Here is a 25,556-nt window from a genome sequence, read left to right on the forward strand (position 1 = left end):
CAATCCTCGGCGGCGCATGGGATGTACCGCCAACCGTGCCGCCGGAGGGCAGAGACATGCGTACCTACACTCAGATATCCGTCCGTTCCGGCCTGATCGCAGCCGCCGCCGCGCTTCCGCTGACGCTGGCCGCTCCGTCGGCCGTCGCGGAGAGCGGGATCAACGTGACCAGCACCGGGTCCACGGTCTCGGTGAACACCGCCGCCTGCCCCGGTGGCGGCAACGCCTCACTCCTGTCGAGCGGCCTGACGAACTTCACTCAGGGCAGGCAGGCCGCGCTGGCGGTGGGCGCCACCAACCAGACGGCCGCCTGGTCGAGCGTCAGCCCAGGGGCCTACACGGTGGTCGTGAACTGCAACGACGGGCGGAACGTGGGCAGCCAGCCCGTCACCGTCACCCTCACACCCGGCCTTTCGACCACACCCGGCCTCTCGAACACACCTGGCCTTTCGCCGAGCTCGCCCATTCTCGGGGTCCAGGGCGGCATCGGCGGTGGCATCAAGGACTACGGCACCCTGACGATGGTCGGCGGCGGGGTCATGGTGGCCGTGGCGCTGGGCGGGGGCGCGTGGTACCTCCGCCGGCGGAATACGCATCACCGGACCTGATCCGGGTCCTCGATAGCCGGCTGCCGTCCGCCCGACTGTCCCCTGGGCGGACGGCAGCGGTCATCCGGGTCTGGTGCCAACGGCTCCAGATCAGCCAGCGTGCGGCTGAGCCAGCGCGTCCAGAAGGTCTCCAGGTCGATCCCGGCACGCAGGACGGCATGGCGCAGCCGGTCCTCGACCGTGTCCCGGTCCGGCGGGAAGTCCCGCTCCTCGATCTCGAGGTACTCGGTCAGCTGCCGCTGATGCAGGTCGAGATGGCGGCGCAGTTCCGACTCGATGCCCTCGGCACCGACGACTCCTGCCGCACGCAGCCGCAGCAGGAGCGGGTCGCGGATGGGCTTCGGGTCCTGGGACTCGGCCGTCCAGCGCGCCAGTTCCGCACGGCCTGCAGGCAGGACCTCGTACTCCTTCTTCTGGCCCCGGGTCGGCTGCGCCGACGGCAGGGCGCGGATGTAGCCCTCGTGCTCCAGTTTTCCCAGCTCGCGATAGATCTGCTGATGGGTGGCCGACCAGAAGTAGCCGATGGACCTGTCGAACCGCCGGGTCAGCTCGAGCCCGGACGACGGCTTCTCGAGCAGGGCGGTGAGGATCGCGTGCGGGAGTGACATGGGGGCATCCTAGGGACGGCCCGGGGGCCGCCCGTCCGGTGTCGGAGGGTGGAGGACGGGCCGGCCGGGTCCGCGCGGGCCCGCCAGCGGTTTCCGCGGACGTGCGCGCCAGCGGTCGCCGCGGACGGGCCGGACAACGGTCGCCGCCGCTACAGCCCCGCCGCCACCTCCGTCCCCTGCCGGATGGCCCGCTTCGCGTCCAGCTCAGCGGCGACGTCGGCGCCCCCGATCAGGTGGGCGCTGCGTCCCGCGGCGCGCAGCTCCTCGTACAGGTCGCGGTGCGGGTCCTGCCCGGTGCACAGGACGATCGTGTCGACGTCGAGGGTCTCGCTGCGCCCGTCGACCGTGAGGTGCAGCCCGGCGTCGTCGATGCGGTCGTAGCGTGCGCCCGCGACCATCGTGACGCCGCGGTGGCGCAGCTCGGTGCGGTGGATCCAGCCGGTGGTCTTGCCCAGCCCGGCGCCGACCTTGGACTCCTTGCGCTGCAGCAGGTGGACGGTGCGCGGCGACACCGGGCGCTCGGGGCGGCCGAGGCCGCCGGCCGCCCGGTAGTCCATGTCGACGCCCCACTGCCGGAAGTACGCCGCCGGATCCTCGCTCGTCTTGTCGCCGGAGTCGGTCAGATACGCGGCGACGTCGAAGCCGATGCCGCCCGCCCCGATGATCGCGACCCGGTCGCCGACGGGCGCACCGTCGCGCAGCACGTCCAGGTAGCCGAGCACGCTCGGGTGGTCGATGCCGGGGATCTCGGGGGTGCGGGGCGTGACACCGGTGGCGACGACGATCTCGTCGTACTCCCCGTCGTCCAGCAGCTCCGCGGTGGCACGAGTGTTCAGCCGCACATCCACGCCGAGCTCCTCGAGCCGGGTGCGGTAGTAGCGCAGCGTCTCGTCGAACTCCTGCTTGCCGGGGACCTGGCGGGCGACGTTCAGCTGGCCGCCGATCTCGGCGGCGGCGTCGAACAGGGTCACATGGTGCCCGCGCTCGGCGGCCGAGACGGAGCAGGCGAGCCCTGCCGGGCCGGCGCCGACGACCGCGACGCGCTTGCGCAGCCGGGTGGGCTCCAGCACGAGCTCGGTCTCGTGGCAGGCGCGCGGATTGACCAGGCAGGAGGTGATCTTCCCGCTGAAGGTGTGGTCCAGGCAGGCCTGGTTGCAGCCGATGCAGGTGTTGATGGCCTCGGGCCGGCCGGCCCCGGCCTTGGCTACGAAGTCGGGGTCGGCGAGCAGCGGACGGGCCAGCGACACCATGTCCGCGTAGCCGTCGGCGAGCAACTGCTCGCCGAGTTCAGGGGTGTTGATGCGGTTGGTGGTGACGAGCGGGACCGACACCGCGCCCATGACCTTCTTGGTCACCCAAGCGTAGGCGCCGCGCGGCACCGACGTCGCGATGGTGGGGATACGGGCCTCGTGCCAGCCGATGCCAGTGTTGATGATGGTCGCGCCCGCCGCCTCGACCGCCTTCGCCAGCGTCACGACCTCGTCGAGCGTCGAGCCGCCGGGGACGAGGTCCAGCATCGAGAGCCGGTAGATGATGATGAAGTCCGGGCCGACGCGTTCGCGTACACGGCGGACGATCTCGACGGGGAAGCGCATCCGGTTCTCGTAGGAGCCACCCCAGCGGTCCTCGCGGTGGTTGGTCGCGGCCGCGATGAACTCGTTGATCAGATAGCCCTCGGAGCCCATGATCTCGACGCCGTCGTAGCCCGCGCGCCGCGCCAGCTCCGCCGCGCGCGCGAAGTCCTCGATCGTCTCCTCGACCTCGCCGTCGGTGAGGGCGCGGGGCGTGAACGGGCTGATCGGCGCCTGGAGGGCGCTCGGTGCGACGAGGTCGGCGTGGTAGGCGTACCGCCCGAAGTGCAGGATCTGCATGGCGATCCGGCCGCCCGCGCGGTGCACGGCGTCCGTCACGCGCGCGTGCGCGTCGGCCTCCGCCTCGGTGGTCAGCTTGGCGCCGCCCCCGTGGGGCCGGCCCGCGTTGTTGGGGGCGATGCCGCCGGTGACCATGAGCCCGACGCCGCCACGCGCGCGTGCGGCGTAGAACTCCGCCATGCGCTCGAAGCCACGCTCGGCCTCCTCGAGCCCTACGTGCATGGAACCCATCAGCACCCGGTTGGGCAGCGTCGTGAAGCCCAGGTCGAGGGGGCTGAGGAGATGCGGGTATCGGGTCATGCGGGCCTCCGTGCGCGAGACGCGGTGCTCGGGCGAGCTCGTGCGGTGTACGCGGTGTCGTCCCGACTGTTGTAGACGACCCCAGCCCGGTTGTGCAACTAGTTGCACAAAGCCTGTGCCGCCACCACCCCGAGCGGGACCGGAGCCGCCCGGGAGGCAGGCAGCGCCCGCCGGGCCTAGCGTCGTGACATGACGCCAGCCCCGACCCGCTACACCGTCGCCCTGAAGCCCCAGCTCTCCGACGAGGAGGGGCATCCCGTACACGGCGCACCGATACGCACCGCGGTCGTCGAGGCCACCGGGGACACGGGCGCCAGCGGCTACCCGCGCTACGCCGGCCACGGCATGCAGGCCGACATCGACCCGGCGACCCACCACGTCGAGGCGATCACGGTCGACGGACGGGAACTGCCGTACGGATGGGTGGCCCAGGTCGTCGACATCTCCCGCCCCGGCCACCCGGGCCGCGACCGGTTCGACTGACGGGCGCCCCTCATCACTTCGGCAGAGAGACGAAAGCCCGGCCGTGAGCACCCCAAGCGGGGCGAAGGGTGCAGGCAGGTCGAACCGGCCGGGCGCGATACCCTTGCAGCGCTCGGCGCCCGGTCTGCGGCCGCCATGCGGTCGCGCCGAAAGGCGTCCACGACTCGCACGCCGTCCGCGACTCGGCAGGGGGCTCCCGGGCAACCGTGCGGTCGACTGGTGAACCAAACTCCGCCACCTCTTCCCGTCAGCCCCCACTTTCCGGAAGACTTCCGCAAAGTGCCGAGGAACGAGGAGCAGACCATGGCAACCGAGGACGCGCCGGGCGATACCCCGAAGCGCAAGGTGACGATCACGGCCATCGCGCAGGAGGCGGGGGTCTCGGTGCCGACCGTGTCCCGCGTCGTGAACGGGCGTTCCGACGTGTCCGCCGCGACCCGCGCCCGCGTCGAGGAGCTGTTGCGCCGACACGGCTACCGGCGACGGCCCCAGGCGCCCGGCGAGCGCGCCTCGCTCCTCGACCTGGTCTTCAACGACCTCGACAGCCCCTGGGCCGTGGAGATCATCCGCGGCGTCGAGGAGGTGGCGCACGCGTCCGGCGTCGGCACCGTGGTGTCGGCGATACACAACCGCGCCGGCTCGGCCCGGCAGTGGATGCAGAACCTGCGGGCCCGCGCATCGGACGGGGTCATCCTGGTCACGTCCGTCCTGGAGCCCGGCCTGCACGAGGAGCTGCACCGGCTCGGCGTGCCGCTGGTGGTCGTCGATCCGGCGGGTTCCCCGGCCTTCGAGGTGCCCACCGTCGGCGCCACCAACTGGGCCGGCGGCATGGCCGCGACCGAGCATCTGATCTCCCTCGGCCACCGCCGCATCGGCCTGATCGCCGGCCCGCCCCGGCTGCTGTGCAGCAGGGCCCGGCTCGACGGCTACCGGGCGGCGCTGGAGGCGGCGGGACTTCCGTACGACGAGAAGTACGTCGTGCCGGGCGACTTCCACCACGCGTCCGGGTTCAGCGGCTGCAACGCGCTGCTCGACCTGGCCGAGCCGCCCACCGCACTCTTCGCCTCCAGCGACCAGATGGCGCTGGGCGCGATCGAGGCGCTGCGCCGCCGTGGCCTGCGGGTTCCCGAGGACATGAGTGTCGTGGGTTTCGACGATCTCCCCGAGGTGCGCTGGTCCTCGCCGCCGCTCACCACGGTGCGCCAGCCCCTCGCCGAGATGGGCAAGGCGGCGGCGAGGACCGTCCTGCGGCTGGCGCACGGCGAGGAGATCGACTCGCCGCGCGTCGAACTGGCCACGGAGCTCGTCGTGCGGGCAAGCACCGCTCCCGTGGAGGGCACCGCCGCACTGTGAGCCCCGGGCGGCCGATCCGATAGTTTTCAAAGCGATTCCGGAAGCCGACTGACGGCGACCGGCGCCGCGTGCCCACCGGGTTCGTGGGGGGCCTAGCCCTCCACGGGCTCGGCGGCACCCCCAGGGAGCTTCTTGGAGGTGTCCGTGTTCCTGAGCGCGCACATGAGGTAGCGAAAGCCGCCGTTCCACCTGTCCCCGTCCGCGGTGTACCAGCCGGCGATCACCCGTGATGTGCCGCGCACCCATGCCTCCCCGAATTTCTTCTGACAGAGGTTCGGGCTGGCCTTCCGGAACTCGTCGTACGACATGTCGTCCGGCGCCTTTGCCCAGCCGATGGCCTGCTGGGAGTGCGGTTTGTCGCAGTTGGTCAGGAGCCACTGGTTCCGGTCGTCGACGTTGAAGCAGTCGCCTGTTCCGGCGTTGGTGACGGCGAGGTGTTCGCCCTCTTTGCGGAACTCGCCGAGTGAGCCGTATATCTCGTCGGAGCCGCGCTGGAAGACCAGGCAGGCGAGCGTGGAGCCGTCGGCGGAGGGCAGCATCGGGTAGGCCACGGGCGCGGCGAGGGTCTTGCGGAGCTCGGCGGTGCGCTTCTCACAGGTGCGCCTGGCCTGCGTCGCGCTCAGGCTCTCGGGGTCGGCGACCTCCTCCACGGCGATCACCTGGCCGGCCGGTGACGAGATGCCGCAGTCCGCCGGCCACATCTGCACCTCGCCCGTGTACGGCTTCTTCGGGTTCTCCCAGACGGCGTTGACGCATTCGCCGGGGACCAGTTCCTGATCGAGGGTGGTGTTGTTCCGGTACGGGCGGTACGGGTGGCTGCCGGACGACTCGGACGGCGATGCGGACGCGGCTGCGTCGGCGTCGCCTCCGATCCCGTCGGCGAGCGCGATTCCGCCCCAGACGGCGCCCACCACGGCGGCCGCCGCGAGGCCCAGCTGATAGGCCCGCACCCGCCGCTTCCTCTGTGGCGCAGCGCCTGCGGCGGGCAGGGCGAGGGGAGGGGGCACGGGCGGGCCCGCCACCGGCGGCTGTGGCAAACCCACCCTCGCACCGCCGCCTCCCCCGAAGGGGGACCGGGCCGGCCCGTCCGAGACCGCCTCGCGCAGCACGCGTTCGGCGTCCGGGCCCGTCATACGCCGCTCCGGGTCCTTCTCGAGGAGACCCAGCAGCACGGTGGCCAGCGGCGTGGAGGCCCGTCGCGGCGGGGGCGGGTCCTCGAAGAGCACGGCCGTGAGCGTGGAGAGGTCGGAGTCGCGGGCGAACGGGCCCTCGCCCTCGACGAGGCGGTACAGCGTCGCGCCGAGCGAGAAGAGATCGCCCTCCGCCGTCGGCGTGCCTCCCCTGGCCCGCTCGGGCGACAGGTAGCCCGGCGTACCGATGACCCCGCCGGCCGCCGTCAGCCGGGGATCGCCGGATGCGGGGCGCAGCGAGATGCCGTAGTCAGTGAGCAGCACCCGCTCGAAAGCCGCACCCGTACCGGCACCCCCACCTGGGCCCGGAACATCGGAAGTGCCGGGTGCCAGAAGGATGTTGGCCGGTTTCACGTCCCGGTGCAGAATGCCGAGCCGATGCCCCGTGACGAGCGCGTCAAGGACGGCGATGCCGATGCGGGCCGTGTCGGTCGAGGACATCGGGCCGCCCGCGCGGACCACCGCGTCCGCGTCGGTGGCCCCTGGTACGTACTCCATGACGATCCACGGCAGCCCCTCGTGCTGAACCACGTCGTAGACCGTGGCCACATGCGGATGGCTGCGCAGCCGTGCCGCGTTGCGGGCCTCCGCGCGTGCCCGCGCCACACGGGCGGCCATCTCCCGGTCCAGGCCGCCCTCTCCGCCCGCATGCCAGGACAGGCCGGGCTCCGGCACAGCGATCTCCTTGACCGCGACCTCGCTGGCCAGCTCCTCGTCGTAGGCGAGCCACACCATCGCCATGCCGCCGGTGCCGAGCCGCCGCATCAGCCGGTATCGGCCCGCTATCAGCCCCCTGCCGTCCTGATCCTCGTCCTGACCCTGACTCCGGCCGTGGCCCGACGTCTCCCCCGTCACTGGCCTTCCCCCTGAGACCTCGCCCAGCGCTGAAGCTTTCATATGACAGTTACCCGCGCGACCGCAGCCCGCAAGAGCCCTCGCGCGGGCAAATACCGCCACAGCACGCGCTCTTGTCCCTCTTCGCGCTCTAGTCCCCCTTCACATCACGCAGTACAGCCGCGGTCTCTCACGGAGCGCGGTCCGGATCCCTCACGCGGTACGGTCGCCGGGCACGAGGGCCCGCCGCGTTGCAGGATGGCTGCATGCTGTTCGCCCGGCTCGTACGTGTGTCCAAGGAGGTCGCCGCCACCTCGGCGCGGTCCCGGAAGATCTCTCTGCTGGCCGAGTTGTTCCGGGCCGCGGAACCGGACGACGTGCCGATCGTCATCCCGTATCTGGCGGGGCGCATCCCGCAGGGGCGGCTCGGCATCGGCTGGAGCGTGCTGCGCGAGCCCGTCGCGCCCGCCGCCGAGCCGACGCTCACCGTGCGCGAGGTGGACGCGGCACTGACGGATCTGGGGGCGGTGTCAGGGGCGGGCTCGACGGCCGAACGCAAGCGGCTCGTGGGCCGGTTGCTGAGCGCGGCCACGGCGGACGAGCAGCGGTTCCTCTTCGGGCTGCTCACCGGCGAGGTGCGCCAGGGGGCGCTGGACGCGGTCGCGGTCGAGGGGCTCGCCGAGGCCACCGGTGCGCCCGCGGCGGACGTGCGTCGCGCGGTGATGCTGGCCGGATCGCTGCAGACCGTCGCCGAAGCCCTACTCGCCCGCGGTGCGCAGGCGCTGGCGGACTTCCGGCTCACCGTCGGACGGCCGGTCCTGCCGATGCTCGCACACACCGCGTCATCCGTGGCGGAAGCGGTCGACAAGCTCGGGCCCTGCGCGGTCGAGGAGAAGCTCGACGGTATCCGCGTGCAGGTGCACCGCACCGGCGACGACGTACGCGTCTACACCCGCACTCTCGACGACATCACCGACCGCCTCCCCGAACTCACCTCGACTGCGAGGGAGTTGCGGGGCGAACGCTTCATCCTCGACGGCGAGGTGATCGCACTGGACACCGAGGGACGGCCGCGGTCGTTCCAGGAGATCGCCGGCCGCGTCGGCTCGCGCCTCGACGTGGCCACCGCGGCGGCCGCCGTGCCCCTCTCCCCCGTCTTCTTCGACGCGCTGTCCGTCGACGACCGCGACCTGCTCGACCTGCCGTTCACCGAGCGCCACGCGGAACTGGCGCGGCTGGTGCCCGAGCCGATGCGGGTACGGCGCACCGTCGTGGACGATCCCGCGGACGACGCGGCCCGCCGCGCCGCCGACGAGTTCCTGACCGCGACTCTGCACCGCGGCCACGAGGGCGTCGTCGTCAAGGGACTCAGTGCGCCCTACAGCGCGGGACGGCGCGGAGCCTCCTGGCTGAAGGTGAAGCCCGTGCACACCCTGGACCTGGTGGTCCTCGCGGCCGAGTGGGGCCACGGCCGGCGCACCGGAAAGCTGTCCAACCTCCATCTGGGCGCGCGCCGTCCGGACGGCTCCTTCGCCATGCTCGGCAAGACCTTCAAGGGCATGACGGACCAGATGCTCGCCTGGCAGACCGAGCGCCTGCAGCAGCTCGCGGTCAGTGACAACGGGTACGTCGTCACCGTGCGGCCCGAGCTCGTCGTGGAGATCGCGTACGACGGGCTGCAGAAGTCCACGCGGTACCCAGCCGGGGTCACGCTCCGGTTCGCGCGGGTGGTGCGGTACCGGGAGGACAAGTCGCCCGCGGAGGCGGACACCGTGGAGACAGTCCTCGCCGCCCACGCGCGATAGCCACCGCTTCAGGCGATTGCCGCCGCTTCAGGTGCCGATGCCTTGCCATCAGGTCAGGACGCGTTGCCATCAGGTCCGGGCCTCGGCACCCGCTACCGTCCTCGTGCCGAGCTCGGGCACAGCCCCGAGGGACACCTCCACCGTCTGACGGGTCGCCCAGCCGGTCTTCAGGAACGTGGCGAGACCCACGTACTGCAGCACCGTGCACACGTACAGGTTCAACAGCGTCGAGAGCGGCGCCATCGCGAAGATCACCAGCTGCTGCAGGCGGGTCTGGTCCGGGCGCCGGACGATGAAGTACCGCATGGAGCGGACATAGGACAGCAACGCCACATAGCCGAGGAACGGCAGCGCGAGCCCGCCGGCCTCGGACAGGTGGACGATCAGCACCACGGGAAGCGCGTAGGAGTTCAGGACGAAGCCGGCGAACTGCCACAGCACCAGCCACCACCCGGGCTTGGACAAGGGGCACGTCCGGATGAGCCAGCCGCCGCCCCAGAAGTACGACCGCCACCACCGGACGCGTTGCCGGGTCAGATGGGACAGGTTGTCCGGCAGCAGCGTGTAGGCGACCGACCGCTCCTGAATCACCGTCCGCCCCTCCAGCAGGGCGTAGCCCGTCAGCATCCGGTCGTCGCCCGAGGTGACGGGCCGTCCCCACACGGTCTGCGTGACGTATGCGTGCTGGTGCTTGCGTACGACGTCGGCACGGTAGAACGCCAGCCCCCCGCAGTTCACCACCACGGAGCCGAGGCGCGACAAGGAGGAACGGCCGTTGAGGAACGACATCACATACGACAGGTCAACCAGCCGTGTCAGCAGGTTCTTCGCGTGGTTCAGCCCCAGGAGCACCCCGGCCACGCTGGTGATGTCGGCGCGTGAGAACGGTGCGATGCCCTCGCGGATGGCGTGCGGGTCCAGGACGGTGTCGGAGTCCACCGTGCAGAAGATGTCCGCCTCCGGATCGGCGTCGAACGCCACCGCCTGCGCCCGGCGCTTGCCCACCCGGCCGGTGGTGTCGTACCGCACCTCCAGGCCCGCGGGGGCGGTCCGGACCCACTCGTCGAACACGGCCTTGCAGTCGCTGCTCGTGGAGCCGTTGTCGATGACGTGGAGGCGCTGCGGGAGCCGTGACTGGCGGGCCACGCTCTGCAGGAGAGCGCGGAACGTCTTCGGGTCCTCGTTGAGGACCGGCACCACCACCGTGACCCGGCGGTCGTCCAGCTGCTGGGCCTCCTTGGCTGTGAGCCTGACGTCGCGATGCGTGTACGCCGCGATCAGGGTGAAGGCCAGCCAGCAGAAAGCGAGAGCGTCGACCGCGACCAGACGCGACGGCTCGTGCACGATCCTGGTGAGGTGGTGGTGAGCGTACGCGGTCAGGGCCGCGGCGCTGACCAGGGAGAACGCCAGGCAGCGCCGACGGCCTGTCTGATCGACACAAATGACACGTTTCTTCATCGATGCGTGCGAAACGTTTCTTCAGCTGCTCCGCGGCAGCCGACTGGAGAGACGAAGGCCGATGGCGCCGACGAGGACGACGCCGACGCCGATCGCCATCTGCCACAGCGGCGTGAAGCTGACGCCGCCGATGACGAGGGCTGCCGGCCCAGTGCGGGCGAGTCCGGATCCGTACATGCGATTCCTTCAGGGTGTCCGTGGTTGCGTGGGTCGCTGCGGGCGTGGGGGCGGCTCACCGCCCCGGCCCCGCAACCGTCACAGGATGAGCAGGGCCGCCTGGGTCACCGCAGGGACACGCCCGTTCCCCTGAGCGGACTATGCGATTTTCCTTCGAATGGATGCCTGGCCTCACTCTGCGATACGAGTGCTTGCGCTGGTCGGCCTCACGCCGGGCGGACGCCGCGGGCCCAGCGGCCCACGCCCGTGCCCCCTGAGCGGCAGCTCGGCACACTGGATCCATGGCCGTGAACCGCAGCGCAGGTCTCCTCCTCTACCGGCACGCGCCCGAGGGTGTCGAGGTCCTGCTGGGGCACATGGGCGGACCCTTCTGGGCGCGGCGCGAGGCCGGGGCGTGGACCGTGCCGAAGGGGGAGCACGACCCCGACGAGCCAGCCTGGGACGCAGCCCGGCGCGAGTTCACGGAGGAGCTCGGCCTGCCGCCGCCGGACGGCGATGCCGTCCCGCTGGGCGAGGTCCGGCAGAGCGGCGGCAAGACCGTGACGGTGTGGGCCGTGCAGGGCGACCTCGATCCGGCCGACGTGGTGCCGGGAACCTTCGCGATGGAGTGGCCCCGGGGATCGGGCCGCATGAGCACCTTCCCGGAACTCGACCGGGTGGCCTGGCTCCCCCTCGACCGGGCCCGCGAGGTGGTCGTCTCAGCCCAGACGACGTTCCTGAACCGGCTCGCCGAACACCTCGACACGCTCCGCGACTGAGGCCTCACAGCGCTAAGGCCAGCCGAGGCCTCGCCGCGTGCGATGCGCGGGGCCGACGCGCCACGTGCGACGTCGCGCCGCGTGCGACGTCGCGCCGCTGCGGGACGAGGGCCGCGCCAGGGCAGGCATGACCGCCCCGCCCACGGGTACGCGGCGTTTCCCGGTGCTTCCGCCGTCTTGCGGTGCTGTACGCGCCGGGCCAATGTCGAAGCACCGAGCACGAGGAGGTGCCCGCCATGCCCATCGCGACCGTGAATCCGGCGGACGGCGAGACGCTCAAGACATACGACGCGCTGAGCGCCGAGGAGATCGAGCGGCGGATCGCGAGGGCCGCCGCGGCCTTCGACAGGTATCGCACCACCTCGTTCGCCGAGCGGGCCCGGCTGCTGCACCGCGCCGCGGACCTGCTCGAGGAGGACCAGCAGGACGTCGCGCGCACGATGACGACCGAGATGGGCAAGCCGATCACGCAGGCGCGCGCGGAGGCCGCGAAGTGCGTGAAGGCGATGCGCTGGTACGCCGACCACGCGGAGGGCCTGCTCGCCGACGAGGACCCGGCCGGCACGGACGTGAAGGACTCCGGCGCCGTGCGCGCCCGCGTCCGCTACCGCCCGCTCGGCGTGATCCTCGCGGTGATGCCGTGGAACTTCCCGCTGTGGCAGGTGATCCGGTTCGCCGCGCCCGCGCTCATGGCGGGCAACGTCGGCCTCCTCAAGCACGCGTCGAACGTGCCGCAGACCGCCCTGTACCTCGAGGACCTCTTCCGCCGGGCCGGCCACCCCGAGGGCTGCTTCCAGACGCTGCTCATCGGATCCGGCGCCGTCGAGGGCGTCCTGCGCGACCCCCGGGTGGCCGCCGCGACCCTCACCGGCAGCGAGCCCGCAGGCCGCTCCGTCGCCTCGATCGCCGGCGACGAGGTGAAGAAGACGGTGTTGGAGCTGGGCGGCAGCGACCCGTTCGTCGTCATGCGGTCGGCGGACATCGAGCAGGCGGCGAAGAAGGCGGTCACGGCGCGGGCGCAGAACACCGGCCAGTCCTGCATCGCCGCGAAGCGGTTCATCGTCCACGCGGACGTGTACGAGGCGTTCGCGGGCCGCTTCGCCGCCGGGATGCGCGCCCTGAAGGTGGGCGACCCGCTGGACGAGTCCACGGAGGTGGGACCGCTCTCCAGCGAGCAGGGCCGCAAGGACCTCGAAGAGCTCGTCGACGACGCGGTACGGCGCGGCGCGACGCTCCTGTGCGGCGGCCATCGCCCGGAGGGGCTCGCCGAGCGCGGCTGGTACTACTCGCCCACGGTGATCGCCGACATCACGCCGGGAATGCGTATCCACCACGCGGAGACGTTCGGCCCTGTCGCCACGCTCTACCGGGTCCCCGACCTGGAGGCGGCCGTGGAACTCGCCAACGACACACCGTTCGGGTTGAGTTCGAACCTCTGGACGCGCGACGACGCGGAGGTGGACCGCTTCGTACGGGACATCGAGGCGGGCGGTGTGTACGTCAACGGCATGACGGCCTCCCATCCGGCGTTCCCGTTCGGCGGAGTCAAGCGCTCCGGCTACGGGCGCGAGTTGTCCGGGCACGGCATCCGCGAGTTCTGCAACATCACCACGGTGTGGCAGGGCGCCTGAGCACCAGCGACCCCGCAGTTGGCCCAGCACGTGAAAGCTGGGGGCCCCGCGTCGGACACGCGTGACACGGGCCTTCGGCAAGCCGCCCCGGCCGCGATCCGCCCCTCCGGCCGGGGCTCCGGTTACGATCCACAGGGGTCGCCGAGGCGGGCCGGCCGTGTTCCCGGCAGCCGGACGACCGCCCGGTCCAGCCGTACGCCCTATCTGTGGGAGCCCCAGTGGGTCGTGAAGTGACACTGCCTCTGATCGTCGACAGGCAGGGCGCACTGCATGTGGCCGCCGCCGACGTGAGCAAGCTGCTGCGCACCGTGGGCGGGCAGTGGCTGCGCATGGTGCATGCCGGCCACGAGGCGCTCGACGAGGACACGGTCGCGGCGCTCACGATCGAACTGGCCAAGCTCGCCGACCGCATCGACGTGGCGTGCATCGCGCACAGTAGTTCGGCCCCGGAGGCCCCTGGCGCCCGCCGCCCGCACCCCTGAGTACGCCCGCACCCCTCTGGTGGTGGCACTGCGTGCCTGCTGCCCGAACGAGCGCCGCTGACCTGTGGAAACGTGACCGCCGAAGTCGGCCCGGGGCTCCCGGACCTGGCCCTGCGTGTCCCCGATCTGGAGTAACCCGGCGCGAGATCCACGCCTGTCCGGGCCATCGTGGGATGAGCCGCCCTCAGCCGGGTGGCCCAATCCTCAGCCGGGGGGCGAGAGAAGGCGCAGGCTCATGGCGACTTTGTGCAAGCCCGCTGTGTCCGTTCCGGAACATGTCATCACCATGGAGGAAACGCTTGATCTGGCACGATCCCGCCACGCGGACCACCCTCAGCTTCCGCTGGCGCTCAGGCTCATCGAGAACACCGGAGTGCGTACCCGCCACCTGGTGCAGCCGATCGAGGAGACGCTGAAGCATCCGGGCTTCGAGGAGCGCAACAAGCTCTACCAGACCGAGGCGAAGGCGCGGGTGCCCGAGGTGGTGCGGCAGGCGCTGGACGACGCCGAGCTGAAGCCCGCGGACATCGACGTGATCATCTACGTGTCCTGCACCGGCTTCATGATGCCGTCGCTGACGGCGTGGATGATCAACACCATGGGGTTTCACAGCGACACCCGCCAGATACCCATAGCCCAGCTGGGCTGTGCCGCGGGCGGCGCGGCCATCAACCGGGCGCACGACTTCTGCACGGCGTACCCCGACGCCAACGCCCTCATCGTCGCCTGCGAGTTCTGCTCGCTGTGCTACCAGCCCACCGACCTCGGCGTCGGCTCGCTGCTATCGAACGGACTCTTCGGCGACGGCCTGGCCGCGGCCGTGGTCCGCGGCAGCGGCGGCACCGGCGTCCAGCTCGAGCGCAACGGCTCGTACCTCATCCCGGAGACGGAGGATTGGATCGCCTACGACGTGCGCGCCACGGGCTTCCACTTCCTGCTGGACAAGCGCGTGCCCACCACCATGGAGCCGCTCGCCCCCGCCCTCAAGGCACTCGCGACAGCACACAGCTGGGACGCCTCCGACCTGGACTTCTACATCATCCACGCGGGCGGTCCGCGCATCCTCGACGACCTGTGCAAGTTCCTCCAGGTGCCGCCGGAGGCCTTCCGGTTCAGCCGCGCGACGCTCACGGAGTACGGGAACATCGCCAGCGCGGTCGTCCTGGACGCCCTGCGCAGGATGTTCGACGACGGCGGCGCGGAACCCAGCGCCCGCGGCCTGCTCGCCGGGTTCGGTCCGGGCATCACGGCCGAGATGTCGCTGGGCCGCTGGACCGTCGGCGAACGCGAACCGGCGTTGGAAGCGGCTGCCGTACGCATGGCGTAGCACGACCGCCGCTCGACGCAGGAAACGACGAGTGCCCTGGCGCCGCGGCGCGCTGATCCGCGGCCGGGAAGCCCTGCCGGTCACCTGGTGAGGCATCGCTCCCAAGGAGACCCATGTCAACGCTCACTCAGCCCGAAGGACACATCCCGGCCGAGGACGGGGACGGGGACGGATCCCATCCGTCCGACGACATGCCGGCGCCCCGCGCCGAGGGCCTGCTGGTGCCGCCGGGGCACGGCCGGACGGTGCGCACCCCCGCCCACGATGTGACGTTCAAGGTGACGGGGGCGCACTCCCGGATGGCCTCCAGCTTCGAAGTGGTGGTGCCACCGGGTTTCGACGTCGGGGCGCACGTCCACACGCGCAGCGAGGAGCTCTTCTATGTGCTGGAAGGCGAGCTGGACGTACTCGCCTTCGAGCCGCTCGTTCGGACGCCCGACAACTGGCAGCGCTGGCAGTCCGCTTCGGGCAACCGGGTGGTGCGGGCCACGCCGGGCACGGTGATCGTCGTGCCGCCCGGCTGCCCGCACGCCTTCGCCAACCCCACCGACGCCCCGGCGAAGATGTTCTTCCAGGCGTCGCCGCCCCCTGACCACGAGCAGTACTTCGAGGAGCTGCTCGAGATCTTCGCCTCCGGCGGACCACCCGACCGCGCCACGATCGCCGAGCTGCGCTCCCGCTACGACATCGAGCAGCTCACACCGCTGCGGCACGGGCCCTGACGCGCTTTGCACCAGGTTGTGTGGGCGCCCGGGGCAGCGATCTGGCGGAATTTCACCGTCTTTACGGTTCGGCAACCGACAACTGACGCACCGGCAACAACCCGCTTCTACAAACCGTGGGGCGTGTCCCGCGAAGTGGAAGTGATGGAGGAGTTGCCTGTGCCAGCCGATGCGGTGGAACCCGGTCGTGTTCGTGACCTGCTCGTCGACCGCCTGGGGCGGCGTGGCCTGCTGCGGGCCGCCGCGGCCGTGACCACCCTCGGCGCGGGTGCCGCCGCGCCCCTCGCGCTCGCCGGCCAGGCGGCGGCCGCGCCGTCGGCCGGCCCTCATGTCTCGTATCCGAAGCAGATCCTGCAGCCCGGAACGGGACCCGTGCACGGCACGCACTATCTGTCCGCCGACCCGGACCGGGTGCGCTGGGGTTATGTGCCCGCGCTCGGCGCCGAGCCGGTGCTGCGCATGCGCTCCGGGGAGACGGTCACGGTCGACTCCGTCTCCCACGAGGGCCTCCTTGAGGACCAGGGGCGCGACCCGCTCGCCTGGTTCCGTGAGCGGGGTGTCGCCGTGGACCATGTGCTGCGCGACGCCGTAGCCATCGCCCGCGACTACGACCGTACCGACCGCAGTTTCGACGCGGACGGACCGCACGTGGTGCTCGGACCGATCCACGTCGAGGGCGCTGAGCCCGGCGACGTACTCAAGGTGGAGCCGCTGTCGCTGCTGCCGCGCGTGCCGTACGGCGTCGTGTCGAGCCGCCACGGCAAGGGCGCGCTGAGCCGCAAGGCCGACGGCTCCCCCGCCGACGGCATCACGCTGGCGGAGGTCATGCCGCCGGTCGCCACGGACGGACGGTCCACCGGCGATCCCGAACGCTACGGAAACGTCTCGGTGTTCACGCCCGTGCGGCGCGGCACCGGCGGTCAGGCGCACGGAGTGCTCCCGCTGGGCGGCACCGGCGAAGTCGCCTTCCCGCTCAACCCGCACATGGGCATGATGGGCGTCGCGTACGCCGCCGGGGACCGGCTCACGGCTCCGCAGCTCAACTCGATCCCGCCCACGCTCGGCGGCGGCAACATCGACATCCGGCTGCTGGGCGCCGACTCCGCCTTCTACCTGCCGGTCTTCACGGAAGGCGCTCTCTTCTACACGGGCGACCCGCACTTCGCCATGGGCAACGGCGAAGTGGCCCTGACGGCCGTCGAGGGCTCGCTGCGGACCACCTTCCGGCTGACCGTGTGCAAGCCCGGCTCGGGCGACGCGCCGTCGGTCGCGTACCGCTACCCGTTCGGCGAGACGCCCGACGCCTGGCTGCCCGTCGGGCTCTCGGACCCCGACGGGTCGGGTGGCGGCGCCCAGATCAGCGACCTCGACATCGCGATGCGCCGTGCGGTGGTCAACGCCCTGGACTTCCTCGAGGACGACCTGGGCATGGACCGCCCCACCGCCTACGCGTATCTGTCAGCCGCGGCCGACTTCGAGATCTCGCAGGTGGTGGACCGCACGGTCGGGGTGCACGGTGTCGTCCGCAAGAGCCACTTCGGTCACTGACTCCGCGGGTTACCAGGTCGCTGTCCTAGCGGATCGGCATGCCCGCCAGCGTCCGCGCGATCACCAGGCGCTGGATCTCACTCGTGCCCTCGAAGATCGTGTAGATCGCCGCGTCGCGGTGCATGCGCTCGACCGGGTACTCGCGGGTGAAGCCGTTGCCGCCGAGGATCTGGATCGCCTGGGCCGTGACCTTCTTGGCGGTCTCGCTGGCGAACAGCTTCGACATCGAGCCCTCGGCCGCGGTGAACGGCTTGCCGTTCACCGCCATCCACGAGGCGCGCCACACCAGCAGCCGGGCCGCGTCGATCTGGGTGCGCATGTCGGCGAGCTGGAAGGCGACGCCCTGGTTGTCGATGATCGGCCGGCCGAACTGCTCACGTGTCTTGGCGTACTCGAGCGCCTCCTCGTACGCGGCGCGGGCCGTGCCGACGGCCATGGCGCCGACGGCCGGGCGGGACGCCTCGAAGGTGGCCATGGCGGCGTTCTTCACGCGCTCGCCGCCCGACTTCGCGCGCTCACGCGCGCGTGCCAGGCGCTCGTCCAGCTTGTCCTTGCTGCCGAGCAGGCAGGAGCCGGGGACGCGGACGTTCTCCAGGACGACCTCGGCGGTGTGCGAGGCGCGGATGCCGTGCTTCTTGAACTTCTGGCCCTGGGACAGGCCGGGCGTGTTCGGCGGGATGATGAAGGACGCGTGGCCCTTGGAGCCGAGCTCGGGGTCGACGACCGCGACGACGACGTGGACGTTGGCGATGCCGCCGTTGGTCGCCCAGGTCTTGGTGCCGTTGATGACCCATTCGTCCTTGGCCTCGTCGTAGACGGCGCGGGTGCGCATCGAGGCGACGTCGGAGCCGGCGTCGGGCTCGGACGAGCAGAAGGCGGCGACCTTCACATCGTTCGCGTCGCCGTACATCTGCGGGATCCAGGTGCCTATCTGCTCGTCGGTGCCGTTGGCGAGGACGCCGACGGCGGCCAGACCGGTACCGACGATGGACAGGGCGATACCGGCATCGCCCCAGAAGAGCTCCTCCATGGCCATCGGAATGCCGAGGCCAGTGGGGTCGAAGTACTGCTGGGCGTAGAAGTCGAGGGAGTAGATGCCGACCTTGGCGGCCTCCTGGATGACTGGCCAGGGGGTCTCTTCACGCTCGTCCCATTCGGCGGCCGCGGGGCGGATCACGTCGGCGGCGAAGCCGTGCAGCCAGTCCCTGACCTCCTTCTGTTCGTCGTTGAGCTCCATGGTGAACTCGGCCATGACCCCTCCAGCTATGCCTTCTCAACATGCGTTACTTACGGTAACCCGAGTCTGTTACCGGCGAGTAGTGGATGTCAACTCCCGGCAGCCCGTTCGATGCGGACACCGCTGCGGGTGTTACTTTGCGCGTGCGCGACCGATCACGCGGGCGGGGAGAGGCGACATGGAGACCACACAGCGGACCGAGCAGCAGCGCTCTACCGAGCAGCGGCGGCGCGAGCTGCTGGAGGCGGCCGACCGCGTGGTGCTCCGCGACGGCCCGGGCGCCTCGATGAACGCCATCGCTGCGGAGGCGGGCATCACCAAGCCGATCCTCTACCGGCACTTCGGTGACAAGGGCGGCCTGTATGCGGCGCTCGCCAAGCGCCACACCGACGCGCTCCTGGGCTCCCTGCGTGCCGCGCTGGACGCTCCCGCGGAGCGTCGGGAGCGGGTGGAGGCGACGCTCGACACGTATCTCGCGGCGATCGAGGCGCGCCCCCAGGTGTACCGGTTCCTGATGCACCCGGCAGAAGGCGGCTCGGCGGGCGAGCCGGGCTTCGACGTGGGACGCCACTCCGCTCCCCTCCTGCGCCGCCTCGGCGAGGAGCTGGCCGAGGTCATCGCCGAGCGCGTCGACCTCGGCCCCGAGAGCCAGCAGCTGGCGCGCGTCTGGGGCCACGGCATCGTCGGCATGATGCACGCCGCGGGCGACTGGTGGCTCGGCGAACGCCCCTGCTCCCGCGCCGAACTGGTACGCAGCCTGGCGGACCTGCTCTGGGGCCGTTTGGCAGCGGTCGCGGACCGCGTGGGCGGGCCCGGCTTCTGAGCCAGGGCACGCGGCCGCCCGTTGTGGGCGGCAGGCGTTCCGCGGGGCGGGAACGGTTGCCCACGACGGCCTGAGCCGTGTGACGTACCTACCGCCCCCAGGGCGCCCGCGCCGCAGCCCGCAGAACGCGCCGCCGGCGCCAGCCGGTGACGCGGTCGGTGTAGACCCGCCCGTCAAGGTGATCGCACTCGTGCTGCAAGCACCGAGCAAAGAACCCGGTGCCATGCACGCGCACCGGCTCGCCGAGCATGTCGACGCCCTCGACGACGGCGTGGTCGAACCGCTCCGTCCCCGCCTCGAGCCCCGGCAGCGACAGACACCCTTCGGGCCCGCGTACGGCGACACCGTCCGCCTCCACCAGGCGCGGGTTCACCACATGCCCGAGATGCCGGAGGTCGTCGTCGTCCGGGCAGTCGTACACGAAGACGCGCAGCGCCTCGCCGACCTGGTTCGCGGCGAGACCCACGCCCCGGGCCGCGTACATTGTCGCGAACATGTCCTCGATCAGCCGCGCCAGCGAGGGGCCGAAATCGGTGACCTCCTCGCAGGGCGCGTGCAGCACGGGGTCGCCGAGCAGGGTCATGGGCCGTACGCGCCCCGTGGCGCCCGGGATCTTGCCGTGTCGCATGGCCGCAAGGGTACGTTCCGTGCACGGAGTGAACGGCCCGGGGAGATCGAATAGGCCTCCGGACCGGATCGGGTACGTTCCTTGGACGACGCGAACGGCGGTTCGGCAGGGCACCGGGGGAACGGCGGTTCGGAGATGCCACCGTTCAGGCCGGTGAGCGGAGGTCGATAGGCTGAGGCCCACACTCTGCCCGGAGCAGGCGCGGCGCAGTACCCAAGGAGGATCCAAAACGATGGCAGGCAACTCGGACCCGCTGTCACCGCGGGCCAAGCTGGCCGTGACGGCGGGCAAGGCTGTCGCGGCGGCATCGCGCGCCGCCGGGCGCGGCAGCGGCTCGGTGATCGGCGGCCGGGTGGCGCTCAAACTCGACCCCGACCTGCTGGGCGAGCTCGCCCAGCACCTGGATGTCGTCCTGGTGTCGGGCACCAACGGCAAGACGACCACCACCCGGCTCATCGCGGAGTCCTTGCGCGCCGCCGGCCCCGTGGTGTCGAACGCGCTGGGCGCGAACATGCCTGCCGGCATCACCTCGGCCCTCGCAGAGGGCTCGGAGTCCCGCTTCGGCGTGATCGAGGTCGACGAGAAGTACCTCGCCGGGGTCGCCCGCGACGTGGAGCCCAAGGCCATCGCGCTGCTCAACCTCTCGCGCGACCAGCTCGACCGCGCCGCCGAGACCCGTATGCTCGCCGAGCACTGGCGCGAAAGCCTGGCCGGTACGAAGGCCGTGGTCATCGCCAACGCCGACGACCCGCTGGTCGTGTGGGCCGCGTCCTCGTCGCCCAACGTGGTATGGGTGGCCGCGGGGCAGATGTGGAAGGACGACGCCTGGTCCTGCCCGGCCTGCGGCGGCGTGATGCAGCGCCCCGGCGACGACTGGTTCTGCGGCCAGTGCGGTTTCCGCCGCCCCACGCCGAGCTGGGCCCTGTCGGGCGACCACGTCCTGGACCCGCACGGTTCCGCGTGGCCCATCCACCTCCAGCTGCCGGGCCGCGCCAACAAGGCGAACGCCACCACGTCGGCCGCGGTCGCCGCGGTCTTCGGTGTGCCGCCGCAGGTCGCCCTCGAACGTATGTACCAGGTGCAGGCGGTGGCCGGCCGGTACGACGTCGTGCAGTTCATGGGCCGCGAGCTCAGGCTGCTGCTCGCGAAGAACCCGGCGGGCTGGCTCGAGACGTTCTCGCTGATCGAGCAGCCCCCGACCCCGGTGATCCTGGCCGTCAACGCCCGCGCCGCCGACGGCACCGACACGTCCTGGCTCTGGGACGTCGACTACACCCGTCTCACCGGGCATCCGCTCTTCGTCATCGGCGACCGCAGGCTCGACCTCGCCGTACGCCTCGAGGTCGCGGGCCAGACGTTCCAGGTGTGCCAGTCCGTCGACGAGGCCGTGCAGTTGGCACCGGCCGGCCGCATCGAGACCATCGCGAACTACACCGCGTTCCAGGACCTGCGCCGCCGCGTCGGCAACTGACCCCGGGTAAGGACGAATTGAGCATGAGCGACAACAGCCTGCGTCTGGTGTGGGTCTACCCGGACCTGCTCAGCACCTACGGCGACCAGGGCAACGCACTCGTCGTGGAGCGCCGGGCCCGGCAGCGCGGCCTGGACGTGGCCCGCATCGACGTACGCAGCGACCAGCCGATCCCCACCTCCGGCGACATCTACCTCATCGGCGGCGGCGAGGACCGGCCGCAGCGGCTCGCGGCCGAGCGGCTGCGCCGCGACGGCGGTCTGCACCGCGCGGTCGGCAACGGCGCGATCGTCTTCTCGGTGTGCGCCGGGTACCAGATCCTCGGCCACGAGTTCATCAACGACCTCGGGGAGCGCGAGCCCGGTCTCGGCTTGCTGGACGTGGTGTCGACCCGCGGCGAGGGGGCGCGGTGCGTCGGTGACGTACTGGCGGACATCGACCCGCGGCTCGGCCTGCCGCAGCTGACCGGGTTCGAGAACCACCAGGGCATCACCCATCTCGGCCCGACCGCACGGCCGTTGGCGCAGGTCAGGCTCGGCAACGGCAACGGCACGGGTGACGGCAGCGAGGGCGCGTACAACGACACCGTGTTCGGCACGTACATGCACGGCCCGGTGCTCGCCCGCAACCCGCAGATCGCGGACCTGCTGCTGAAGCTCGCGCTGGACGTGAACGCGCTGCCGCCGACCGACGACCGGTGGTACGAGGCGCTGCGCGCCGAGCGCATCGCGGCCGCGCAGCAGCCCGCCTGACGGGGGCCTTCGATGCGGCGGCACGATCCGCTGGGGACATGGAGCGGACAGCCCGCTTGTCGGGCTGTCCGCTCAACTGTGCAGGGGCGTCCAGCAGTCGGACGCCCGGTTCGGCCGCACCCCCTTCCGCCGGTAGGGTGGCGGGGACACAGCCGGACAACGTGGTCCGGTCCTCGGCCCACGTAGTAAAGGTATTTCGGGCAAATGCGAATTGGTGTCCTCACCTCCGGCGGCGACTGCCCCGGTCTGAACGCCGTCATCAGGTCCGTCGTGCACCGTGCCGTCGTCGACCACGGCGACGAGGTCATCGGATTCCGCGACGGCTGGAAGGGCCTGCTCGAGTGCGACTACCGCAAGCTGGACCTGGACGCGGTCAGCGGCATCCTCGCCCGCGGCGGTACGATCCTCGGCTCGTCCCGCGTGCGCCCCGAGCATCTGCGCGACGGCGTGGAGCGGGCGAAGGGCCATGTCGCGGAGCTGGGTCTTGACGCGATCATCCCGATCGGCGGCGAGGGCACGCTGAAGGCGGCCCGGCTCCTGTCGGACAACGGCCTGCCCATCGTCGGCGTGCCGAAGACCATCGACAACGACATCGCCGTCACGGACGTCACCTTCGGCTTCGACACCGCCGTGGGCGTCGCCACCGAGGCGCTGGACCGGCTCAAGACCACCGCCGAGTCCCACCAGCGGGTCCTGATCGTCGAGGTCATGGGCCGGCACACCGGCTGGATCGCCCTGAACTCGGGCATGGCGGCGGGTGCGCACGCCATCGTCGTGCCGGAGCGGCCCTTCGACATCGAGGAGCTGGCGAAGAAGGTCGGCGAGCGGTTCTCCGCGGGCAAGCGGTTCGCGATCGTCGTCGCCGCCGAGGGTGCCAAGCCGCGCCCGGGCAGCATGGAGTTCGACGAGGGCGGCAAGGACGTCTACGGCCACGAGCGGTTCGCGGGCATCGCCCGGCAGCTCTCCATCGAGCTGGAGGAGCGCCTGGGCAAGGAGGCCCGCCCGGTGATCCTGGGCCACGTCCAGCGCGGCGGCACCCCCACGGCCTACGACCGCGTCCTGGCCACCCGCTTCGGCTGGCACGCGGTGGAGGCGGTGCACCGTGGCGAGTTCGGCATGATGACGGCGCTGCGCGGGACCGAGATCACGATGGTGTCCCTCGCCGAGGCGGTCGAGACGCTCAAGACCGTCCCGCCGCACCGTTACGACGAGGCGGAGTGCGTCCTGTAGCACACCAGGATCGCGTCCCGTACGGCACCCCCGTACATCTTTGAGAGCTGCCCCCGGCCGTGGAGACGGCCGGGGGCAGTTCTACTCTGGTGCGGACAGACAGCGCAAAACCCTCCCCCGGTGCCCGACGGCCAAGGGGAGGCCCCGCACGAATCAGGAGCCGGTGGATGGATCACAGCGGGCACGGCATGACGATGGATCTGCCGCCGTTCACGCTGGCGCGAGCCCTCGAGTGGTCCGCGGACCCCTTCTTCCTTATCGCCTGCCTCGTGGCGCTGGCCCTGTACGGCTGGGGTGTGGCGCGGCTGGTGCGGCGCGGCGACGGCTGGCCGGTGGGCCGGACCGTGGCGTTCACCGTCGGTGTGCTGAGCGTGATGCTCATGATGTGCACCAAGCTCAATGACTACGGCATGGTCATGTTCAGCACCCACATGGTGCAGCACATGGTGCTCAGCATGCTGTCGCCGATCGTGCTGCTGCTCGGTGCGCCGATCACGCTGGCGCTGCGGGCGCTGCCGGTCGCGGGACGCGACCGCAAGGGTCCCCGCGAGCTGCTGCTGGCCCTGCTGCACAGCCGGTACATGCGGATCATCACGCACCCGGCGTTCACGATCCCGTTGTTCATCGCGAGCCTGTACGGGCTGTACTTCACGCCCATCTTCGACTTCCTCATGGGCTCCAAGCCGGGGCACATCCTGATGATGGTCCACTTCCTCATGGTCGGCCTGGTGTTCTTCTGGCCGATCATGGGCGTCGATCCGGGGCCGCACCGTCCGGGCTACGTGATGCGCATGCTGGAGCTGTTCGCGGGCATGCCGTTCCACGCGTTCTTCGGTATCGCACTGATGATGGCGTCCGCGCCGATGATCGGCACGTACGAGAACCCGCCCGCCTCGCTGGGGATCGACGCGCTCGGCGACCAGACCGCGGCGGGCGGCATCGCCTGGGCGTTCAGTGAGATCCCGTCCGTGCTTGTGCTGATCGCGCTGCTGTTCCAGTGGCAGCGCTCCGAGGCACGGCAGGCGCGCCGCAAGGACCGGGCCGCGGACCGGGACGGCGACAAAGAGCTCGAGGAGTACAACGCCTATCTGGCGTCCCTCAACGCGCGCGGCCGCTGACGCGCCCCCGGACTCTTCTCCTCGCGGCACCTTCTCCTTGCGGCACGTTTGGCGTGGTGGGCCCGCCTGCGGCGGAACACCGGCACTATGGAGAAGGAAGAACCGTTGAACCGTTGAACCGGCCGATCCTGGCGGACAGCCCCCGGCCGGGCGAGGATGGCCCAAGGCCACGGCCCGCGCCGCGGGCCCGCCACGAGGAGGGTGTTGCGATGCCCGGTTCCACGAAGGTCATGGGGGTGCTCACCGTAGGAGGTCTGGTCGTCGTGACGGCCTACACGGTGGCGTTGGGAAGCAGCGGCTGGCTGTGGTTCGGCTGGGTCGTGATCGGGCTGATCACCTTGGCGATGGCGGTGTCGCGCAGCACCTGAGGTCGCCCAGCAATGATGTCGCGCAGCACCTGACGGACGCCGGGTGCTGCGCGACGGTGCGGGAGGCGGGCCCCAGGAGCGGGAGCTGGGGCCTGGAGCCGGAACCGGGGGCCGAGGCCTTAGAAGCGGAACACGTACCCGGTGGCGGCCTCCATCGCGCACGCGTTGGGGAAGGTCTTCCTCCAGGCCAAGACGCGGCCCTGGTAGACGCCGGTGGCCGACACGGTGACCGGCGAGTACCGGTGCATGCACATGCGCCTCTCGACGGGCAGCGCACCGAGGTCCCCGTGCGCGGCGTCGAGCGCGGCACAGGCCTGGGTCGCGTACGGGTGATGACCGGCCACCACTCTGGGCGCGCAGCGCAGCAGCAGCCCGCGGATCCAGGTGTCCTGGTCCCCGGAGACGCTCAGGAACAGGCGGCTCTGCGCATTGTGGGGTGTACCGGGGCCGGGCACGGGGGCTGCCGTGGCAGGAGCGGCCGATGCGAGCGCGATCAGGGCCGTGGCGGCGATGGCGAGGGGGCGCATGAGGACCTCCTGGGGTTGCGAGGGCACGGGGCCGTCACAGGTTTTGGCGTTCTGAGGAGGCCAAGAGCACCGCCCGCCACCACCCGTGCCAAGGGAACACGCCGGGCGTGTCGCCCTGGCGAGCGCCTCGGCTACGCCGAATGGCTGTTTATTTGGCGGGTGTCTGCGGCAGCCTTGCGCGAGCCGCCGCGAGTGGTACCAGCTCGGAGTTCCCTACGGATCCGCGTGGCCAATTCGGTCCCACTGG

At 71.2% G+C, this 25,556-nt stretch carries 24 protein-coding genes; 16 read left to right on the forward strand and 8 right to left on the reverse strand.

The window, feature by feature from the left end:
• The first annotated feature begins 56 nt into the window (after positions 1-56).
• Complete coding sequence (locus tag ABT009_RS08550) at positions 57-608, forward strand: hypothetical protein (protein WP_351290974.1); 552 nt, start codon at positions 57-59, stop codon at positions 606-608.
• Here the strand turns inward: ABT009_RS08550 and ABT009_RS08555 are convergent.
• Both ABT009_RS08555 and ABT009_RS08560 read right to left on the reverse strand, forming a co-directional pair.
• Positions 596-1,216: a PadR family transcriptional regulator gene (locus tag ABT009_RS08555; RefSeq protein WP_351290976.1), complete on the reverse strand. Its 621-nt coding sequence runs from the start codon at positions 1,214-1,216 to the stop codon at positions 596-598. The genes ABT009_RS08550 and ABT009_RS08555 overlap by 13 nt on opposite strands.
• Before the next feature lie 149 nt (positions 1,217-1,365).
• Entirely contained in the window at positions 1,366-3,387 is a 2,022-nt protein-coding gene (locus ABT009_RS08560; RefSeq protein WP_351290978.1) for an oxidoreductase, read from the reverse strand.
• Between the two features lie 189 nt (positions 3,388-3,576).
• Here ABT009_RS08560 and ABT009_RS08565 point away from each other — a divergent pair, with 189 nt between their 5' ends.
• A complete protein-coding gene (locus ABT009_RS08565; protein WP_351290980.1) occupies positions 3,577-3,870 on the forward strand; it encodes a hypothetical protein in 294 nt (97 codons plus the stop codon).
• A 303-nt stretch (positions 3,871-4,173) separates the two neighbouring features.
• Positions 4,174-5,223, forward strand: coding sequence for a LacI family DNA-binding transcriptional regulator (locus tag ABT009_RS08570; protein ID WP_351290982.1), 1,050 nt, complete (start codon positions 4,174-4,176; stop codon positions 5,221-5,223).
• A 92-nt stretch (positions 5,224-5,315) separates the two neighbouring features.
• On the opposite strand, the gene ABT009_RS08575 is transcribed toward ABT009_RS08570, so the two are convergent.
• Positions 5,316-7,268 (reverse strand): serine/threonine-protein kinase, encoded by a 1,953-nt coding sequence (locus ABT009_RS08575; RefSeq protein WP_351290984.1) that lies wholly within the window; start codon positions 7,266-7,268, stop codon positions 5,316-5,318.
• Positions 7,269-7,513: 245 nt separating this feature from the next.
• Between ABT009_RS08575 and ABT009_RS08580 the strand changes: the two genes are divergently transcribed.
• The gene (locus ABT009_RS08580; RefSeq protein ID WP_351290986.1) at positions 7,514-9,052 is read left to right on the forward strand and encodes an ATP-dependent DNA ligase; all 1,539 of its coding nucleotides are present in this window, start codon (positions 7,514-7,516) and stop codon (positions 9,050-9,052) included.
• Positions 9,053-9,121: 69 nt separating this feature from the next.
• Here the strand turns inward: ABT009_RS08580 and ABT009_RS08585 are convergent, their stop codons facing one another.
• Positions 9,122-10,510: a glycosyltransferase gene (locus ABT009_RS08585; protein ID WP_351290988.1), complete on the reverse strand. Its 1,389-nt coding sequence runs from the start codon at positions 10,508-10,510 to the stop codon at positions 9,122-9,124.
• Between the two features lie 21 nt (positions 10,511-10,531).
• Complete coding sequence (locus ABT009_RS08590) at positions 10,532-10,687, reverse strand: hypothetical protein (protein ID WP_351290990.1); 156 nt, start codon at positions 10,685-10,687, stop codon at positions 10,532-10,534.
• Positions 10,688-10,968: 281 nt separating this feature from the next.
• Here ABT009_RS08590 and ABT009_RS08595 point away from each other — a divergent pair, with 281 nt between their 5' ends.
• From ABT009_RS08595 to ABT009_RS08620, 6 genes are all read left to right on the forward strand, one after another.
• Entirely contained in the window at positions 10,969-11,445 is a 477-nt protein-coding gene (locus ABT009_RS08595) for an NUDIX hydrolase (protein ID WP_351290992.1), read from the forward strand.
• A 236-nt stretch (positions 11,446-11,681) separates the two neighbouring features.
• Positions 11,682-13,076: an NADP-dependent succinic semialdehyde dehydrogenase gene (locus ABT009_RS08600; protein WP_351290994.1), complete on the forward strand. Its 1,395-nt coding sequence runs from the start codon at positions 11,682-11,684 to the stop codon at positions 13,074-13,076.
• Positions 13,077-13,294: 218 nt separating this feature from the next.
• Positions 13,295-13,558, forward strand: a complete 264-nt coding sequence (locus ABT009_RS08605; RefSeq protein ID WP_351290996.1) for a DUF6213 family protein — start codon at positions 13,295-13,297, stop codon at positions 13,556-13,558.
• A 235-nt stretch (positions 13,559-13,793) separates the two neighbouring features.
• Positions 13,794-14,885, forward strand: coding sequence for a type III polyketide synthase (locus ABT009_RS08610; RefSeq protein ID WP_351290998.1), 1,092 nt, complete (start codon positions 13,794-13,796; stop codon positions 14,883-14,885).
• 191 nt (positions 14,886-15,076) lie between these two features.
• A complete protein-coding gene (locus ABT009_RS08615) occupies positions 15,077-15,607 on the forward strand; it encodes a cupin domain-containing protein (RefSeq protein ID WP_351291329.1) in 531 nt (176 codons plus the stop codon).
• Positions 15,608-15,766: 159 nt separating this feature from the next.
• Complete coding sequence (locus ABT009_RS08620) at positions 15,767-17,155, forward strand: acetamidase/formamidase family protein (protein ID WP_351291000.1); 1,389 nt, start codon at positions 15,767-15,769, stop codon at positions 17,153-17,155.
• Positions 17,156-17,180: 25 nt separating this feature from the next.
• On the opposite strand, the gene ABT009_RS08625 is transcribed toward ABT009_RS08620, so the two are convergent.
• Positions 17,181-18,407, reverse strand: coding sequence for an acyl-CoA dehydrogenase family protein (locus ABT009_RS08625; RefSeq protein WP_351291002.1), 1,227 nt, complete (start codon positions 18,405-18,407; stop codon positions 17,181-17,183).
• 163 nt (positions 18,408-18,570) lie between these two features.
• Here ABT009_RS08625 and ABT009_RS08630 point away from each other — a divergent pair, with 163 nt between their 5' ends.
• Complete coding sequence (locus ABT009_RS08630; protein WP_351291004.1) at positions 18,571-19,215, forward strand: TetR/AcrR family transcriptional regulator; 645 nt, start codon at positions 18,571-18,573, stop codon at positions 19,213-19,215.
• 88 nt (positions 19,216-19,303) lie between these two features.
• Here the strand turns inward: ABT009_RS08630 and def are convergent, their stop codons facing one another.
• On the reverse strand, positions 19,304-19,843 hold the full coding sequence (gene def, locus ABT009_RS08635) for a peptide deformylase (protein WP_351291006.1): 540 nt from the start codon (positions 19,841-19,843) through the stop codon (positions 19,304-19,306).
• Between the two features lie 232 nt (positions 19,844-20,075).
• On the opposite strand from def, the gene ABT009_RS08640 reads away from it, so the two are divergent.
• From ABT009_RS08640 to ABT009_RS08660, 5 genes are all read left to right on the forward strand, one after another.
• Positions 20,076-21,314 carry a MurT ligase domain-containing protein gene (locus ABT009_RS08640; protein WP_351291008.1) on the forward strand — a complete coding sequence of 413 codons (1,239 nt, stop codon included), beginning with the start codon at positions 20,076-20,078 and terminating at the stop codon, positions 21,312-21,314.
• Between the two features lie 23 nt (positions 21,315-21,337).
• Complete coding sequence (locus tag ABT009_RS08645; RefSeq protein ID WP_351291010.1) at positions 21,338-22,066, forward strand: type 1 glutamine amidotransferase; 729 nt, start codon at positions 21,338-21,340, stop codon at positions 22,064-22,066.
• Positions 22,067-22,270: 204 nt separating this feature from the next.
• Positions 22,271-23,296 carry a 6-phosphofructokinase gene (locus ABT009_RS08650; RefSeq protein WP_351291012.1) on the forward strand — a complete coding sequence of 342 codons (1,026 nt, stop codon included), beginning with the start codon at positions 22,271-22,273 and terminating at the stop codon, positions 23,294-23,296.
• 167 nt (positions 23,297-23,463) lie between these two features.
• Complete coding sequence (locus ABT009_RS08655; protein WP_351291014.1) at positions 23,464-24,414, forward strand: cytochrome c oxidase assembly protein; 951 nt, start codon at positions 23,464-23,466, stop codon at positions 24,412-24,414.
• A gap of 209 nt (positions 24,415-24,623) precedes the next feature.
• Positions 24,624-24,782 carry a hypothetical protein gene (locus ABT009_RS08660; RefSeq protein ID WP_107441415.1) on the forward strand — a complete coding sequence of 53 codons (159 nt, stop codon included), beginning with the start codon at positions 24,624-24,626 and terminating at the stop codon, positions 24,780-24,782.
• Between the two features lie 119 nt (positions 24,783-24,901).
• Here ABT009_RS08660 and ABT009_RS08665 read toward each other — a convergent pair whose 3' ends face one another.
• The gene (locus tag ABT009_RS08665) at positions 24,902-25,309 is read right to left on the reverse strand and encodes an SSI family serine proteinase inhibitor (RefSeq protein ID WP_351291016.1); all 408 of its coding nucleotides are present in this window, start codon (positions 25,307-25,309) and stop codon (positions 24,902-24,904) included.
• Positions 25,310-25,556: the final 247 nt, after the last annotated feature.

This window comes from Streptomyces sp. NPDC002896 (assembly GCF_040295225.1).
Classification (GTDB): Bacteria; Actinomycetota; Actinomycetes; order Streptomycetales; family Streptomycetaceae; genus Streptomyces.

What these genes read in the sequence shown, in the direction of transcription:
- ABT009_RS08550 (WP_351290974.1), top strand. Translation starts at nt 57, where the DNA reads ATGCGTACCTACACTCAGATATCCGTCCGTTCCGGCCTGATCGCAGCC.
- ABT009_RS08555 (WP_351290976.1), bottom strand. Translation starts at nt 1,216, where the DNA reads ATGTCACTCCCGCACGCGATCCTCACCGCCCTGCTCGAGAAGCCGTCG.
- ABT009_RS08560 (WP_351290978.1), bottom strand. Translation starts at nt 3,387, where the DNA reads ATGACCCGATACCCGCATCTCCTCAGCCCCCTCGACCTGGGCTTCACG.
- ABT009_RS08565 (WP_351290980.1), top strand. Translation starts at nt 3,577, where the DNA reads ATGACGCCAGCCCCGACCCGCTACACCGTCGCCCTGAAGCCCCAGCTC.
- ABT009_RS08570 (WP_351290982.1), top strand. Translation starts at nt 4,174, where the DNA reads ATGGCAACCGAGGACGCGCCGGGCGATACCCCGAAGCGCAAGGTGACG.
- ABT009_RS08580 (WP_351290986.1), top strand. Translation starts at nt 7,514, where the DNA reads ATGCTGTTCGCCCGGCTCGTACGTGTGTCCAAGGAGGTCGCCGCCACC.
- ABT009_RS08585 (WP_351290988.1), bottom strand. Translation starts at nt 10,510, where the DNA reads ATGAAGAAACGTGTCATTTGTGTCGATCAGACAGGCCGTCGGCGCTGC.
- ABT009_RS08590 (WP_351290990.1), bottom strand. Translation starts at nt 10,687, where the DNA reads ATGTACGGATCCGGACTCGCCCGCACTGGGCCGGCAGCCCTCGTCATC.
- ABT009_RS08595 (WP_351290992.1), top strand. Translation starts at nt 10,969, where the DNA reads ATGGCCGTGAACCGCAGCGCAGGTCTCCTCCTCTACCGGCACGCGCCC.
- ABT009_RS08600 (WP_351290994.1), top strand. Translation starts at nt 11,682, where the DNA reads ATGCCCATCGCGACCGTGAATCCGGCGGACGGCGAGACGCTCAAGACA.
- ABT009_RS08610 (WP_351290998.1), top strand. Translation starts at nt 13,794, where the DNA reads ATGGCGACTTTGTGCAAGCCCGCTGTGTCCGTTCCGGAACATGTCATC.
- ABT009_RS08615 (WP_351291329.1), top strand. Translation starts at nt 15,077, where the DNA reads ATGCCGGCGCCCCGCGCCGAGGGCCTGCTGGTGCCGCCGGGGCACGGC.
- ABT009_RS08625 (WP_351291002.1), bottom strand. Translation starts at nt 18,407, where the DNA reads ATGGCCGAGTTCACCATGGAGCTCAACGACGAACAGAAGGAGGTCAGG.
- ABT009_RS08630 (WP_351291004.1), top strand. Translation starts at nt 18,571, where the DNA reads ATGGAGACCACACAGCGGACCGAGCAGCAGCGCTCTACCGAGCAGCGG.
- def (WP_351291006.1), bottom strand. Translation starts at nt 19,843, where the DNA reads ATGCGACACGGCAAGATCCCGGGCGCCACGGGGCGCGTACGGCCCATG.
- ABT009_RS08640 (WP_351291008.1), top strand. Translation starts at nt 20,076, where the DNA reads ATGGCAGGCAACTCGGACCCGCTGTCACCGCGGGCCAAGCTGGCCGTG.
- ABT009_RS08645 (WP_351291010.1), top strand. Translation starts at nt 21,338, where the DNA reads ATGAGCGACAACAGCCTGCGTCTGGTGTGGGTCTACCCGGACCTGCTC.
- ABT009_RS08650 (WP_351291012.1), top strand. Translation starts at nt 22,271, where the DNA reads ATGCGAATTGGTGTCCTCACCTCCGGCGGCGACTGCCCCGGTCTGAAC.
- ABT009_RS08655 (WP_351291014.1), top strand. Translation starts at nt 23,464, where the DNA reads ATGGATCACAGCGGGCACGGCATGACGATGGATCTGCCGCCGTTCACG.
- ABT009_RS08660 (WP_107441415.1), top strand. Translation starts at nt 24,624, where the DNA reads ATGCCCGGTTCCACGAAGGTCATGGGGGTGCTCACCGTAGGAGGTCTG.
- ABT009_RS08665 (WP_351291016.1), bottom strand. Translation starts at nt 25,309, where the DNA reads ATGCGCCCCCTCGCCATCGCCGCCACGGCCCTGATCGCGCTCGCATCG.